At 68.3% G+C, this 14,592-nt stretch carries 17 protein-coding genes; 8 read left to right on the forward strand and 9 right to left on the reverse strand.

Translation table 11 applies throughout. The features are described from left to right. Positions 1–20 precede the first annotated feature (20 nt). Positions 21–962: a hypothetical protein gene (locus AC1DNF_RS26205; protein WP_478151572.1), complete on the forward strand. Its 942-nt coding sequence runs from the start codon at positions 21–23 to the stop codon at positions 960–962. Positions 963–966: 4 nt separating this feature from the next. On the opposite strand, the gene AC1DNF_RS26210 is transcribed toward AC1DNF_RS26205, so the two are convergent. Beyond that, positions 967–1,413 carry a universal stress protein gene (locus AC1DNF_RS26210; protein WP_478151573.1) on the reverse strand — a complete coding sequence of 149 codons (447 nt, stop codon included), beginning with the start codon at positions 1,411–1,413 and terminating at the stop codon, positions 967–969. A 253-nt stretch (positions 1,414–1,666) separates the two neighbouring features. Between AC1DNF_RS26210 and AC1DNF_RS26215 the strand changes: the two genes are divergently transcribed. Next, entirely contained in the window at positions 1,667–2,416 is a 750-nt protein-coding gene (locus tag AC1DNF_RS26215) for a hemerythrin domain-containing protein (RefSeq protein WP_478151574.1), read from the forward strand. Here AC1DNF_RS26215 and AC1DNF_RS26220 read toward each other — a convergent pair. The 4 genes from AC1DNF_RS26220 to AC1DNF_RS26235 form a co-directional block, all read right to left on the reverse strand. Continuing rightward, a complete protein-coding gene (locus AC1DNF_RS26220) occupies positions 2,413–3,774 on the reverse strand; it encodes a GAF domain-containing protein (RefSeq protein ID WP_478151575.1) in 1,362 nt (453 codons plus the stop codon). The two genes, AC1DNF_RS26215 and AC1DNF_RS26220, sit on opposite strands and share 4 nt — an antisense overlap. Before the next feature lie 10 nt (positions 3,775–3,784). Further along, complete coding sequence (locus AC1DNF_RS26225; RefSeq protein ID WP_478151576.1) at positions 3,785–4,333, reverse strand: hypothetical protein; 549 nt, start codon at positions 4,331–4,333, stop codon at positions 3,785–3,787. A gap of 68 nt (positions 4,334–4,401) precedes the next feature. Next, a complete protein-coding gene (locus AC1DNF_RS26230; protein ID WP_478151577.1) occupies positions 4,402–5,376 on the reverse strand; it encodes a LysR family transcriptional regulator in 975 nt (324 codons plus the stop codon). A gap of 215 nt (positions 5,377–5,591) precedes the next feature. Next, positions 5,592–6,473: a CoA transferase gene (locus tag AC1DNF_RS26235; protein ID WP_478151578.1), complete on the reverse strand. Its 882-nt coding sequence runs from the start codon at positions 6,471–6,473 to the stop codon at positions 5,592–5,594. 121 nt (positions 6,474–6,594) lie between these two features. Here AC1DNF_RS26235 and AC1DNF_RS26240 point away from each other — a divergent pair, with 121 nt between their 5' ends. Then, positions 6,595–7,497: an SDR family oxidoreductase gene (locus AC1DNF_RS26240; protein WP_478151579.1), complete on the forward strand. Its 903-nt coding sequence runs from the start codon at positions 6,595–6,597 to the stop codon at positions 7,495–7,497. A 39-nt stretch (positions 7,498–7,536) separates the two neighbouring features. Here AC1DNF_RS26240 and AC1DNF_RS26245 read toward each other — a convergent pair whose 3' ends face one another. Then, entirely contained in the window at positions 7,537–7,926 is a 390-nt protein-coding gene (locus AC1DNF_RS26245) for a DUF488 domain-containing protein (protein ID WP_478151580.1), read from the reverse strand. 29 nt (positions 7,927–7,955) lie between these two features. Beyond that, on the reverse strand, positions 7,956–8,993 hold the full coding sequence (locus tag AC1DNF_RS26250; protein WP_478151581.1) for a hypothetical protein: 1,038 nt from the start codon (positions 8,991–8,993) through the stop codon (positions 7,956–7,958). Between the two features lie 77 nt (positions 8,994–9,070). Here AC1DNF_RS26250 and AC1DNF_RS26255 point away from each other — a divergent pair, with 77 nt between their 5' ends. Further along, positions 9,071–9,901: a crotonase/enoyl-CoA hydratase family protein gene (locus AC1DNF_RS26255; RefSeq protein ID WP_478151582.1), complete on the forward strand. Its 831-nt coding sequence runs from the start codon at positions 9,071–9,073 to the stop codon at positions 9,899–9,901. Between the two features lie 124 nt (positions 9,902–10,025). After that, a complete protein-coding gene (locus AC1DNF_RS26260) occupies positions 10,026–10,232 on the forward strand; it encodes a hypothetical protein (RefSeq protein WP_478151583.1) in 207 nt (68 codons plus the stop codon). A gap of 9 nt (positions 10,233–10,241) precedes the next feature. Here the strand turns inward: AC1DNF_RS26260 and dkgB are convergent, their stop codons facing one another. Both dkgB and AC1DNF_RS26270 read right to left on the reverse strand, forming a co-directional pair. Continuing rightward, positions 10,242–11,048, reverse strand: a complete 807-nt coding sequence (gene dkgB, locus AC1DNF_RS26265) for a 2,5-didehydrogluconate reductase DkgB (protein ID WP_478151584.1) — start codon at positions 11,046–11,048, stop codon at positions 10,242–10,244. Beyond that, positions 11,045–12,244, reverse strand: a complete 1,200-nt coding sequence (locus AC1DNF_RS26270; RefSeq protein WP_478151585.1) for an MFS transporter — start codon at positions 12,242–12,244, stop codon at positions 11,045–11,047. Before AC1DNF_RS26270 ends, dkgB begins: the two co-directional genes overlap by 4 nt. Before the next feature lie 96 nt (positions 12,245–12,340). Here AC1DNF_RS26270 and AC1DNF_RS26275 point away from each other — a divergent pair, with 96 nt between their 5' ends. The 3 genes from AC1DNF_RS26275 to AC1DNF_RS26285 all read left to right on the forward strand — a co-directional run. After that, positions 12,341–13,252 (forward strand): LysR substrate-binding domain-containing protein, encoded by a 912-nt coding sequence (locus AC1DNF_RS26275; protein WP_478151586.1) that lies wholly within the window; start codon positions 12,341–12,343, stop codon positions 13,250–13,252. Between the two features lie 184 nt (positions 13,253–13,436). After that, a complete protein-coding gene (locus AC1DNF_RS26280) occupies positions 13,437–14,147 on the forward strand; it encodes a hypothetical protein (protein WP_478151587.1) in 711 nt (236 codons plus the stop codon). Then, positions 14,093–14,592: hypothetical protein (locus AC1DNF_RS26285; protein WP_478151588.1), on the forward strand; the 500-nt coding region annotated here is incomplete at its 3' end. The genes AC1DNF_RS26280 and AC1DNF_RS26285, both read left to right, overlap by 55 nt.

Here is a 14,592-nt window from a genome sequence, read left to right on the forward strand (position 1 = left end):
GCCGTTGTATCGTGCGGGACATGGAAAGCCATTGGGTCATGTCGCCGCACCGCCGATCCGGCCGTCTCGGCCATTTCGGCCGAATCGCACTATGGCTCGCACTGGCCCTGCTGGCGCCCGGTGCCCGTGCCGCCACCCCCGTCCTGGAAACCGGGTCGGCGCCGGCCTTGCAGGAGATGCAGCGCAAGCTCGCGGAACCGCTTGCCAACAGCCCCCTGCACCGCCCCGTGGTCCTGGTCTCCGCGGAAACGCCGGGTGGGCTGGAAGGTGATGTCTATGCCGTTGTCGACCATCCGATCGACGTCGTGCGCAGCGCGCTCCAGAACCCGGCGCAGTGGTGCGACATGCTGGTGCTGCACATCAACAATCGGCGCTGCCGCGTCGCGCGCGGGCCGGGCGTCGACACGGTCACGCTGAGCGTCGTGGTTCGCTACGACAAGCCGATCGAGCAGGCCTTCGAGCTTCCCTTCGTGCACCGTGTCACCAGCGCCACGCACGACTATCTCGCGGTCGATCTTTCCGCGGAGACCGGGCCGATGGGGACCAGCCACTACCGCGTCGCCCTCGAAGCCGTGCCGATGGGCGAGCGCCAGAGCTTCGTGCATTTCGGCTATGCCTACAGGCACAACATCATGGCGAAGTTCGCCACCATGGCCTACCTCTCGACCTTCGGCAGCCACAAGGTCGGCTTCACGGTGATCGGCAGGACGCCGGGCGGCCAGCCTGAGTACATCCGGGGGCTGCGTGGCCTGATGGAGCGCAATGCCATGCGCTACTTCCTCACGCTCGACACCTATCTCGCGGGCGCGAGCATGTCCCCGCCCGACCCGCTCGACAAGCGCCTGAGGCGCTGGTTCGACGCCGTCGAGCAGTACCCGCCTCAATTGCACGAGATCGAACTGCCGACCTACCTTGCCATCAAGCACGAGGACCGCGACCGCGAGGCGGCGAGCGTGCGCTGAGCGCTCAGCGCAGTATCAGCACAGGCGTGTGCGAGTGCGTCAGGACGTGCAGGGTTTCGCTGCCCATCAGCAGGCGCCGGATGCCGCTGCGTCCGTGCGAGGCCATCACGATCAGGTCGCACTTGTGCGCCCTCGCGGCCTCGATGATGGCCTCGGACACCAGCTCGGATTGCATGACGATCGCGTAGGCGGTCGGAACGCCCTGGGCCATCGCCTTCTCCCTGGCCGTGTCGACCACCCGCTGGGCTTCGGCCACGGCCTGTTCCTGCAGGCGCGTGATCTCGGGCTGGTCCAGGAGCATGGCGCCTTCGAAATAACCCGTCGTGTGGTGCCTGACCACCTTGACGGCGTAGAGCTCCGCATGGGCCAGGACGGCCAGATCGATCGCGCTGGTCACGGCCTGTTCCGACAGCGCGGAGCCATCGGTGGCGACGAGGATGCGTTGATACATGACGGCTCTCCCGGGCGGGAGACGCCCGCCCCGCATTCAGAGTAACGGGCCGACGTGTGGCCCGCAAGCCGCCACCTCCGGTCTAGGCCGGACTGCCTAGCGGCCATGCGGCCTAGAACCGAATTTAAGCTTCGGTGAGGGATTGCTTAAGCATTTCTTAGCGGCGCCGCGAGGCTCGGATTTCTAGACTTCTTCCCCAGCAGGCCAGCGCACTGGGTGCTGTCCGCTCCACGGAAAGAAGAGGAATCGCCGAATGAACATCGATCAGCGCGAAATTCGCCAAGTCGCCGGCGTGGCCGAATCGGCCGAAGCGGCGGCGCCCCGTTTCGACATGTACGGCAGCATCCACAAGGCGCTGCGCGCCCTCATGGCCGACACCCTGCTGGCGCTCGGGCGCATGGACAGCGAGGACGCGCTCGAGCTTGCCCAGGGCACGCAGCGCGTGCTGCAACTGCTCGACTTCTGCCGCTCGCACCTGCGGCACGAAAACGAGTTCGTGCACCCCGCCCTGGAGGCCCGCGCCCCCGGTGCCAGCGGTCAGATCGCGCACGAACACGCCGAGCACGAGGAAGCGATCGCCGCCCTCGCAAGCCAGACGACCGCGCTGCTGAACTGCGAGCCGGCCCGCCGCGCCGCCGGCACGCTGGCGCTCTACCGCGCGCTCGCGCTCTTCATCGCGCACAACTTCGAGCACATGCACGTGGAGGAAACCGCGCACAACGCCGTGCTGTGGGCGCGCTACACCGACGCCGAGCTGGTCGAGATCCACGACGCGCTGGTCGCATCGATTCCGCCCGAGGACATGATGTTCGTGCTGCGCTGGATGGTGCCGTTCATGAACCCGGCCGAGCGCGCCGCGATGATGGCCGAGATGCGCGCGCATGCGCCGGCGCCGGCCTTCGCTGCCGCCCTCGATCTGGTGCGGCCGCACCTGAGCGAGCGCGAATGGACCAAGCTCAGGACCCGCCTGGACCTGCCGGCCAGGCCGGGCCTGCCTGCCTAGCCGCTGATCTCGTCCAGGGTTACCGGCCGCTCGACGCGCAGCCGGAAGCGGCCGCGCCCGGTCTTCTCGATGCGGATGTCCGGCGAGTTCTCGACCAGGCGCCGCTGCAGCAGCACCAGGCGCGCCTCCAGGTTGTCCGACAGGTCGGGCAAGCGCAGGGCGGGGTCGAGCCGCAGCTCGCGGTTGGTGAACTCGCTGCGGCCCTCCCGCGTGTGTTCGCGCAGCAGCTTGCACAGGATGGCGCCGGCCACGCCCTTGATCATGTAGCGGTCGCCGACGAAGACGCTGTTGTTGGCGAGATAGTGGCGCACCAGCAGTGGCGCGCCCGTGGCCGACGGCGGCTCGGCCCTGGCGGGCTCTTCGGCGGACGGCGCCGGCTCGTCCACGGCGCGAAGGAGTTCCAGCGCGGCGCCGAGCTGGCCCGCGATGGCGACCAGCGCATCCTCGTCCTCGAAGCCGAAACGCATGTCCTGCGGGCTCTCGACGAAGAGGGCACCCAGCAGCCGGCCGGCCGACACGATGGGCACGGCCAACTGGCTGTGCGGCTCGGCCAGGCCCGGGAAGGGAATCTCGGTGTCGAGCGCGAGCCCGGGCTCGATCTCTCGCATGCTGCTGCGCACCGCATGGCTGTAGGCGGCGGCGCTCGTCATGTGGCTGATGCGCACCGGCGTGCGTTCGCGCGCGGCCACGCCGATGACCCCGTGGCCGATCTCGATCTCCGAGCCCACGCCGGAGGTCGCATAGCCGCAGCTCGCCACCGTGTAGAGGCGCTGCGTGGCCGCATCGAGCATGAGCACCATCGCATGCCGCACGCCCAGGTGGTCGTTCAGCGCCGCGAGGGTGGCCTGCAGCAACTCGTCTGTCGCGCAACAGGCGGCCAGCCGCTCGGCCGTGCGCCGCACACCGGCCAGCAGGCCGAGCCCGGGCGGCGCCGCCGGCAGGCGCGCGCCTTCCACGCTCTCGATGGACTCGACCTCGTACACGTCCGAGCCCTGCAGGCGGAACACGCCGGCCATGCCCGAGTGCGACGCGATGCCCGCGAGTTGTGCCTTCATGCCCTCGAACAGCGGCCCTTCGGTTTCCGTGCGCAGATAGCGCATCTGGAGCCGGTAGAAGGCGGCCGTGACCGGGTCCATCAGCAGCACGTTGGCGTAGGGGTTGGCCAGGATGTTCTGCCGCGTCTTGTTGAAGAACTGGAACGACAGCGCGACGTGCCGTTCATCCGCGTAGTAGACCTGCGAGATATAGGCCACGTTGGGCGTGCCGTCCTCGGCGCAGGTCGCCATGATGGCCGGGATCGCGCCTTCGAAGCAGGCCCGGATGGCGTGCAGCGACAGGGGTGGGGCGGAGGTGGGCATGGCGCGCGATTCAGGAGCCGGGCAGTGCGCTGCCGGCGCGCGGGCCCGGCGTCTGGTCGAAGGCCTGCTCCGGACTGAACTCGATGGCCACCAGGTCCTCGAGCCGGAAGGCGAGCATGGCGCGGACGAATGCCGGTTCGGCACCCACGGCGCCCACTTCGATCTCCATCGAGGCCAGGTAGCGGCGCAGCAGCGGCAGGTCGCTCTCGTCGGCGGCGCGGAGTTCGGCCCGGCTGGCCTTGAGCTGCACCGTGCGGTGGCTCATCGGCTCGCTGAACACCACCGCGATCCGGCCGGTGGCCGCGATGTCCTGCAGCAACTGGCGCGACTGGCTTCGCGCGACGTACACGGTCAGCTCCATGCCGTCCGGTGAAATACCGGTGCCGAGCGCGCGCATCAGGCTCGGCCGGTGGGCGGCATTGCGCGAGGCGACGATGGCGGAAACGCCCTTGCCGATCATCGCGATGTGCTCGGGGCTCAGCAGGGGGCGGGGCGCGTCGACGGGCATGGGCAACGGGGTGGCGGGCATGGGCAACGGGGTGGCGGGCAAGAGGCGCATTTTGATTCAAACCTGCCCGCCGGCGAAGTCGCCAATCCCTTATTCGGGGCGCCCGGCGCCGAACGCCTTCAGGCGAACTGGCCGGCGAAACGGCGCAGGGGCGGCGAGACGCGCAGGTGCCGCGTGGCCCCCGCGGTGCGCACCACCGCCGACAGCAGCGAGCGGAACCACACATGCCCCGGCGCATGCTGGGTGCGGCCATCCCACAACTGGTAGAAGCGCATCGGCGGAAAGTCGATCGGCGAGGCCACCACAGTCAGCGGCAGCACGCTCGCGAAGTGCTGCGCGAAATGCCTGCTGGTCGTGAAGATCAGGTCGGTGCCCGGCAACAGGTGCGGCGCCATCGCGAAGTAGGGCACGGTCACGGTCGGGGTGCGCAGCATGCGGTGCGCGGCCAGATGCGCTTCGACGACGCCGCGCCGGGCTGTGTCCTGGAGCAGGGGTACCACGTGCGACCCGCGCAGGTAGTCCGCCACGGTGAGCCCGCCCGCGCAAGGGTGGTCGCGGTCGAGCAGGCAGACGATCTCGTCTTCCAGCAGCAGCGTAGCGCGCAGGTGCTCGGGCGGCTGGGGCCGGTTGCCGATCACGACGTCGAGTTCGCCCTCGGCCAGCGCGCTATCGAAATCGTCGCTGCCGCCGAGCGGCTGCAGCAGGACGCGCGCACCGGGCGCGGCCGTGCGCATGTAGTGGACCATTGCGGCCATGAGCGGCGGCGCCAGGCAGTCGGGCGTACCGACGCGGAAGGTCTGGCGCGTCGTGGCGGGCTCGAAGCTGTCGCCGGGCGAGAGCAGCGTGTCGATTTCGCCGAGCACTACCCGGACCGACGTCTCCAGTTGCAGCGCACGCTCGGTGGGCACCATGCGCTGATGGTCGCGCAGCAGCAGCGGGTCGTCGAAGATCTCCCGCAGACGCCGGAGCGCGGTACTCACGGCCGGCTGCGACTGGTTGAGCCGCGCGGCCGTGCGCGAGACGCTGCGCTCCGCCATGAGGATCGCGAAGACGCGCAGCAGGTGGCGGTCGAAGGGGTCGTTGGAGCGTGACATGGCCGGATTGCCGCACGGCTTTGGTGCCGATGACGCCATTTGCCATGCCGCTGATGCCGTGCAAGCGATTGGCGTGCCAGGGCTTGCTCACCCCCAGGCTTCGCGCACTTCGTGTCGCTTCGCCTTCCCCCTCACCGGGGGCAACACCAGCGGACCGGCGGAGCCGGTTCCGCGGTGTTTCTGGCGCTCGCGAGGGGCTGTCGGGCGCGGCGTGGTCAGTCGGGCAGGGTGAGCAATGGGACGTCGCGTTCGCGCGCCATGGCTTCCAGCTCTGCGCGGGTGCGGGCGGCGAGCCAGTCGGCGATGGCTTCATGGGTGGCCGGGGCGAACATGTCGCGTGACGCCACGCCGGCGGCTTCGCACAGGCGAGCAGCGAAATGGGGCTCCAGCGCGGCGACGGCGACACGGCCGTCGGCGCAGCCATAGACGCGGTAGCCCGCATGCGCACCGCCCACGGCACCGGAAGGCGTCGTCAGTCCCCAGGTGCGGGGGAGGGCAAGCCAATCGGCGGCGGCATTCAGCGCGACCTCCAGGTAAACGCCGGCTGCGTCCGGGGCGCCGGGACGCAAGACCGTCTTCAACACCGCCTCGCTCGCGAGCAGGGCACCACCCATGTCCGCGTAGAGCGTCGGCGGCAGGGCCGTGCCGGCGATCAGGCCGCTTTCGGCCAGGTAGGTCAGGTCATGGCCCGGTTCCTCGGCGCGCGCGCCAGGCGCGCCCACGATCGCTACCTGCGAGAGCCGGGGATGACGCGCATGCAGCGCTTCCCAGCCCAGGCCCAGCTTGTGCAGCGCCGACGGCCTGAAAGAACTCAGCAGGACATCGGTCTCGTCGAGCATGCGATGCAGCAACTGCTGCCCGGCCTCGGCCTTGAGATCGGCGGCCTTCACCTCCACACCCTCGTGCAGCGCGGCGTAGGCGACCGGGTTGTAGTGGCCCATCGGGTCGCCCGAGGGCGGCTCGAGCTTCACGCAGACCGCACCCATCGCGCGGCAGCGCAACAGAGCGGCGGGGCCCGGGAGGTTGAGCGCGAGGCTCAGCACACGCACACCGGAAAGCGGTGCGAAGAGGGTGTCGGCAGCGGGGGAAGTCGTCATGGGCGGGATCCTTGGCGGTGTCACCTGTGCAGCTTAGCGGCCTTACGGGCGCGGGCTCGCGGTTCTACGATGCGCCTTGCCCCGCCCCCGTTTCAAATCGACGACAAAGAAGGAGACCCTCATGTTCCAAACCGATCTCATGGCCGGCCAGCGCATCCTCGTGACCGGCGGCGGCACCGGCCTCGGCCGCGCGATGGCCGAGCGCTTCCTGGGCCTGGGCGCCGACGTCGCCATCTGCGGCCGGCGCCAGGCGGTCTGCGAAGAAACCGCCGCCGAATGGCGCCAGCAGTTTCCGGCCCGCCGCGTCGACGCCTTCGGCGTGGACATCCGCAACGCGCAGGCCGTGGACGAGATGGTCGAGAGCCTCTGGCAGTCCGGCGGACTCACCGGGCTTATCAACAACGCCGCCGGCAATTTCGTCGCGCCGACAGAGAGCCTCTCGCCGCGCGCCTTCGACGCTGTCGCCAACATCGTCTTTCACGGCAGCTTCTACGTTACGCAGGCGGTCGGCAAGCGCTGGGTCGCCGAGGCGAAGGAAGGCAAGTGGAAATCCGGCGATCCCTACCGCAGCGTGATGAGCATCATCGTGACCTGGGTCGACAACGGCAGCCCCTATGTGGTGCCCTCGGCGATGAGCAAGGCGGGCGTGGAGGTGATGACCAAGTCGCTCGCGATCGAGTGGGCGCGCTACGGCATCCGGCTCAACGCCGTGGGGCCGGGCGAGATCCCGACCGAAGGCATGAGCAAGCGGCTGAACCCCGGCGAGGAGCCCGGCGCGCGCAGCAAGCTGAGCAACCCCATGGCGCGCACCGGGATGATGAGCGAGCTGCAGAACCTCGCGACCTTCCTCATGGCCCGCGGCCAGTGCGACTGGCTCACGGGGCAGAGCATCATGATGGATGGGGGGAACGCGATGGCCACCGGCGGCAACTTCTACGAACTGCGGCAGTGGAGCGACGCGGACTGGATGGCGGCGCGCGAGCGCATCGAGGCGCAGAACCAGAAGGACAAGGCGCAGAGGTAGGCGCCCCGCCGGCATCCCCGCCACGGCGGGATGAGCCCCTCAGTCGGCGATCTCGGCGCCGCGCTCCTTCAGCAGGGCGCGCAGGAACGAGCGATGGCAGTGCGATTCATCTTCGCAATAGCAGCCGATCGAGAACGCGGTCTGGTGCGACAGCGCCGCCAGCAGATTCAGGCTGCGGCTCGCGTCAGGCTCGGCCATCTCGCTCCTGAATTTCCTGCCGAAGGCTGCCCATTGCGCCGGTGTTTCGGCCGCCTGCGCGATCTTCATGGTCTCGACCGAGGGCGCGAGGTTGGGATACCAGACATCGTACCAGTTCTGCGACGCGAACTCGGTCTTCGGCACGCCGCGCGGCGGGCGGCGCACCGTGCCGATGCGCAGGCCCTCGTGGGGCGCTCGCTCGCTGCCGAGACGGACAATGCGGATGGGCATGGGCTTGCTCCTTGGGGTTCTCGATGTTGTCAGCTGCCGACGATACCGCGAGCGCGATCGGCGACGCTTCCCGCCAGCGCCAGTTCGACGCGCTCGATGGCGGCCAGCACCGCCCGCCGCAGCGATGCTTCGCCGGGAAACTTCCTCATCGTCAGGCGCAGGCCGTGGCGCATGTTCATGAGTTCGATCACGCCCGTGGGCTGGCGCGCCAGCTCCTCCAGGCGCTGGAGGTCGCTCGCCAGGCGCAGCGTGACGGCGTCCTGGGTCTTGCCCGGTTCCATGCCGGGTTTCATGCAGGAAGGCTCGACGGCGCGGCGGGCGGGTTGATCGCGCGCGTTGACGAAGCCGGTGCGCGGCGAGCGCAGGTCGCCGCGCCGGGCCATCGCCTGCCGCAGGTTCATCTCGCCGAGGGCGAGGTACTTCCGCTGGAGCGCATCGCGTTCCGGCTCGCGCCAGGGCCGGCCCTCGCGAGTCGTGCCGGCCGAATGGCCCATGAGGCCCAGGATGCGTTCCATATCCTGCCCTGAAAGAACGGGCCGGTCGCCGATCGTTCGCATTGCCAGCGCACCCAGGATCTCCAGGAGCGTGCTCACATCCAGGCGATCCGGAAACTCGAGGTGATAGTGGTTCGCCCGCCCTCCCGACTGCATCGGCAGTCCGAGGGTGTGGTAGTAGTCGATGTCGGCTTCGTTCTCTGCCTGTGTGCTGCCATTCCTGTGGTTCAGGTGCAGCGTCACCGCAACCGGGCCTGACATCGGAATCGCGCTGGCAATGGCATGTTGGATATCCTGCTGCCGCCCCCGTACATGAGGCGGGCGCTCCTCGGCGGCGACGATGGTGAAGATGCCGCGCCCCCGGTGAAACTCCACCTTGTCGATCAATGAATCCTTATCGCATCGCACAGTCCGCCAGGCGCCGGGTGACGAACTCGCCCTCATCAGCAGGCCCGCCATGGCGTCATGCCGAACCGTGTCCGCGTGCGCGGCGTAGCGGACGCCCGGCGCTTCGGGCCAACCGGAAGGCTCGACATCGGCAAGCGACGCACTGTGGCTCCTCGAAATTCTCATGCTCGGCTCCTTTGCATCGCGCCCATCGTCGAGCCCCGATACTGGAGCCTGGTGCAAACAAGCGAAGGAGACCGCACATGAACGAACGCATCGAATCGATTCGCCACCCCGATGGCGTGGTCGAGCTTCACCTGGCGCGCGCCGACAAGATGAACGCGCTGGACCCCGCCATGTTCGACGCCCTGATCGACGCCGGCAGCCGGCTGCGCGATGACGCCGGCGTCCGCGCGGTGGTGCTGGCGGGCCGCGGCAAGGCCTTCTGCGCCGGCCTCGACATGCAATCCTTCCAGCGCATGGGGCAGGGCGGCCCCGGCGAGATCCTGGGCGCTGGCGCGGCGGCGGACATCCTGGCGCGCACGCACGGGATCGCCAATGCGGCGCAACAGGTCGCGCTCGTCTGGCGCGAGGTGCCCGTGCCGGTGATCGCCGCGGTGCACGGCGTGGCCTTCGGCGGCGGTCTCCAGGTGGCGCTGGGGGCGGACGTGCGGCTGATCGCCGCGGACACCAGGCTCTCGGTGATGGAGATCAAGTGGGGCCTGGTGCCGGACATGGGCGGCATGGTGCTGATGCGCGAACTCGCCCGGACCGACGTCGTGCGCGAACTCACCTTCACCGGCCGCATCTTCTCGGGCGAGGAGGCCGTGGCGCTGGGCTTCGCGACGCGGCTGTCGGCCGATCCGCTGGCCGACGCCCTCGCCATGGCGCACGACATCGCGCTCAAGAGCCCTGACGCGATCCGTGCCGGCAAGCGCCTGCTGAATGCCGCGATGGGCCACAGCGCGGCCGACCTGCTGCTGGCCGAATCCATGGAGCAGGGCAGGCTGATCGGCAGCGCGAACCAGACCGAGGCCGTGCGCGCCAACATCGAGCGGCGGGCGCCGCGCTTCGCGCCCGCAGCCACGGACTGAGCGGCTTGCGAGCCTTCGGGCCGACAGCCGAATGTCCCGAAAACAGGCGCGGGTGCGCCGGCGATGGAGATCCGTCAGCCTCAGACGGCATACTCGCCAGGTGCCTATTACCCTCCTTCATCGTTTGGCAGTCCAGGAACTGCCGGTCGCCGTGAGCAGCGGCCGCGACGTCGACACCGTGCGCGTTCTCAACATGGCTGGCCACGTCAAGGCGACGATCCCCAAGCCGGTGCGGACGATCGACGGCTACGAGCAGCCGCCCGCCACCGTCCTGGCCATCACCTCGCTCGGGCGCAGCATGCTCAAGCGTTTTCCGACCCGCACCCGGTAGGCGCGCGGCTCAATCCCAGGCGGGCGCCAGCCCTTCCGGATTCACCAGCCGTCCGTTGCGCTCCAGCGTGGCGATCCGCGCCATCTCTTCCCCGGAAAGCCGAAGCGCCTGCGCCTTCAGGTTGCTCTCGAGGTTGTCTCGCTTCGTCGACGACGGAATCACCGCGTGGCCCAGCTGCATCGCCCACGCGAGCGCGACCTGCGCGGGCGTGGCTTGCCGCGCGGCGGCGATCTCCTGGATCACCGGGTCCTTCAGCACCGCGCCGTAGGCCAGCGTCATGTAGGAGGTGATCGAGATACCCTGGCTGTGCGCGAATTCGGCCACCTTCCGGTTCTGCAGGTAGGGATGCAGCTCGACCTGGTTGGTCGCGATCTCGCTCGCGCCCACCGCGGCGATGGCCTGGCGCATCAGCCCGATCGTGAAATTGGAGACGCCGATCAGCCGCGTGAGCCCCTGCGCCTTCGCTTCGGCCAGCGCGCTCATGGACTCTGCCACCGGTACCGCGTTGCCGGGCGAAGGCCAGTGGATCAGCGTCAGGTCCACATGGTCGGTGCGCAGCTTCGCCAGGCTGTCCTTCAGGCTGGGAACGAGCCTGTCGCCGGCAAGGTGGTCGGTCCAGATCTTGGTGGTGATGAAGAGATCCTGGCGGGCCACGCCGCTCTCGGCGATGGCTTGCCCGACCTCGGCCTCGTTGCCGTAGATCTGCGCCGTGTCGACCAGGCGGTAGCCCAGTTCGAGGCCGTTCCTGACCGAATCGATGACCGTCTGGCCCTTCAGGCGAAAGGTGCCGAGGCCGAATCTGGGAATGGTGTTCATGAAGATGTCCTTGGATGGTTGAAGTTGATCGAGGCGCGGCCCCGGCGGTCCAGCCGTCCGCTCCAGCCGGTCAGCGCGAGTGCCACGAGGACCACCAGCGCGCCGATCCAGCCCGTGTGCACCAGCCCGAGATGGGTCACCACCAGGCCGCCGGCCCAGGCCGCGCCGGCAATACCGAGGTTGAAGGCCGCGATGTTGAGCCCCGAGGCGACATCGACCGCGTCCGGCGTGTAGCGCTCCGCCTGCTGAACCACGTAGACCTGCAAGCCCGGCACGTTGCCGAAGGCGACCGCGCCCCAGAGCAGCACCGTCGTCAGCGCCAGCCACTTGTGCGGCGCGGTGAAAGTGAAGAGCATCAGCACGGCCGCCAGCAGCGCGAAGATGATCTTGAGCGCCGGAATCGGCCCCATGCGGTCGGCCAGCTTGCCGCCCCAGATGTTGCCCGCTGCAACCGAGAGGCCGTAGACCAGCATCACGCCGCCGACGGCGCCGGCGCTGAAGCCCGAGACCTCCTGCAGGATCGGCGCGAGGAAGGTGAAGGGAATGAAGGAGCCGCCATAACCGATGGCCGTCTTGGCATAGACCAGCAGCAGGCGCGGCTCGGCCAGCACCTTGAACTGCTGCGCCAGCGATGCCGGCGGCGTGTGGCGGATGTTGTTCGGCACGAAGATGGCGCTGCCCGCGAAGGCGATCACGCCCAGCCCCGCGACGGCGAGGAAGGTCTCGCGCCAGCCGAAGTGCTGGCCGACGAAGGTGCCCAGCGGCACGCCCGTCACCAGCGCCACGGTAAGGCCGGTGAACATGATCGCGATGGCGCTCGCCGCCTTCTCCTTGGGCACCAGCCCGGTGGCGATGGTCGAGCCGATCGAGAAGAACACGCCGTGCGCCAGCCCGGTGAGGATGCGCGCCGCGATCAGCGTCTCATAGCCCGGCGACTTCCACGCCAGAAGGTTGCCGAGCGTGAACAGCGCCATCAGGCCGAGCAGCAGCGCCTTGCGCGGCAGCCGGCCGGTGAGGGCGGTGAGAACCGGCGCGCCGATGGCGACGCCGAGCGCGTAGAGGCTGACCAGCAGGCCGGCCGAGGGCAGGCCGATCTGCAGGTCGGCCGCGATGGTGGGGATCAGGCCGACGATCACGAACTCGGTCGTCCCGATGGCGAATGCGCTGATGGTCAGCGCCAGTAGGGCAATGGGCATTGGAAACACTCCTTGGGATGCGGGGAGTGTGGGTCTTCCGCCTTTGCAGACAAACCCGGTTCCGATCAGAATATATTTGACACGCAGTCAACAATCATGAAATCCACCATCGAGGAACTCCAGGCCTTCGCCACCGTGGTCGACGCCGGCTCCATCACCGCCGCGGCCGAGCAGCTGGGCCAGACTGTCTCCGGCATCAGCCGCGCGCTCGGCCGGCTGGAGCGCAAGCTCGACACCACGCTGCTGCGGCGCACCACCCGCCGGCTCGAACTCACGGAGGAGGGGCAGGCCTTCCTGGCGCACACGCGCGCGATCCTGGCTTCCATCGACGACGCCGAAGAGCAGATGGCCGCGCGTCGCCAGCAGCCGGCGGGGCGCTTGCGGGTGAACGCCGCGACACCGTTCATGCTGCATGCCATCGTGCCGCTGGTGCCCGATTTCCGGCGCGCGTATCCGCAGATCAGCCTGGAACTCGACACCGACGACCTCAACATCGACCTGCTGGAGCGGCGCACCGATGTGGCGATCCGCATCGGCCATCTGCGCGATTCGACACTGCATGCGCGGCCCATCGCGACCAGCCGCTTGCGGGTGCTGGCCAGCCCCGCCTATCTCGTCGAACACGGGCGCCCGAGGAACGTGGCCGGCCTGGCGCGCCACAGCCTGCTCGGCTTCACGCAGCCGGAGTCGCTCAACAACTGGCCCCTGCGCGGCGCGCATGGCGACGAATGGCCCATCACGCCCGCGCTCGCCGCATCGAGCGGCGAGACGCTGCGGCATCTCGCGCTGGCCGGCGCGGGCATCGTGTGCCTCTCGGACTTCATGACGGCCGCGGACGTTGCCCGTGGCGAACTCGTGCAGATCCTGGCGCGCGAGACGGTGGACGTGCGGCAGTCGATCAACGCGGTGTATTACCGCAACACTCAACTGACCGCGCGCATCACCTGCTTCCTGGAATTCCTCGCGGCAAGGCTGGGGTCGAAGGACGGCTGGCCGGCGCGGACCTGAGGGCTGAAGGTGCGTGATCCTGATCGGGTCACGCAACGTGAGATGGATCGTTGTGCGGCTTTTTAACAATCGTCCGGCGACTTCACAATTTTTGCGTTGCCGATAAAGGGCAGGCAGGATCAGAGGAGTCGCTGGTGTCGTGCCGACGCCGAGTCATGAATTGGGATCAGGGAGTACAAGTTTCATGCGTACGAAACAGGCCACGGGTCGGTGGCTGGCATTGGTGCTGGCGCTGTGTGCGCTTTCGGGTTGCGATGTTCAGTCGGCAAATGCCGACCCTTCCGGGGCGCCCTATTCGACCAGCCCTCCGGCGAGCGATGTCGTTGGCGATCTGGGTGGTGTGCCGGTGTCGATTCCTCGCGCATATGCGCGCCTCGTTGAGTACGAAGGCGATCCGCATTGGCTTGAGAAGCGCAAGGGACCACCGCCGGTGCGCACCTTCGGATCGAAGCTGACGAGCTTCGGGATCGTGGCGCACTACCCGGACATGAAGCCGCTCTCGAAGGAGAACTACGAGAGTTATCGGAAGACGAAATTCAGGGATTCGGAGTGGATACATATGGGTGTGCTGGCCGGATCGAGCTTGATCTTCAGAGACGATCCGCTCGAGCGCCCCTATGAATCCTTGGTGCCAGGACATGAGCCCCATGTTTCCAACACCTACGAACGACTCCCGGCCATATATGGACTGACACCATACAAGGCAGTCAAAGATCTAGGCATTGATCTAGTCCTTGACGAAGAGAATCGAAACCACAGCGGCCTCAATCATGTTCTTTACTTCTATCGTGACGACAGCGGAAAGATCGCCACTTTCATTAAGTGCAGCTCAGGGCTGCGGTGCTGGTCTTCGATGAGAACGAGGACGGGCGCGCCGACCTGGAGCGCGAAGTGAGCTTCGTCGGCTACCAGCCCGGGGCCCGTACGGACCTCGAAGGGCTGGTCGCCTTCGACACGGATGGCGACGGCAGGATCACGGACGAAGACGCTGACTGGGAGCGCCTCGCGCTCTTCCAGGATGCGAACGGCAACGGCCGCCAGGAGGAGGGCGAGTTCCGGTCACTGCAGGAGGCGGGAGTCGCCGCGATCGGCCTCCAGCGCGAAGGCGAGCCCGCGCTGAACAACGGCAACGTCGTCTTCGGAACCTCGGAGCTCCAGTGGAGCGACGGCCACAGCTCGCGCGCGGGCGACGTCATGTTCGCGGGCCACAACGTGCCGCTGCCCGATGCGGCAATGGATGCGCTTGCCAAGGCCCAGGCGGAGGCGCAAGCGAAGGCCGAAGCCGAAGCAAAGTGGCAGCAGGAGCAGGACGACCTCTTGATGGCCGAGGCGATGCGCAT

Source organism: Variovorax sp. 01T432, assembly GCF_056398605.1.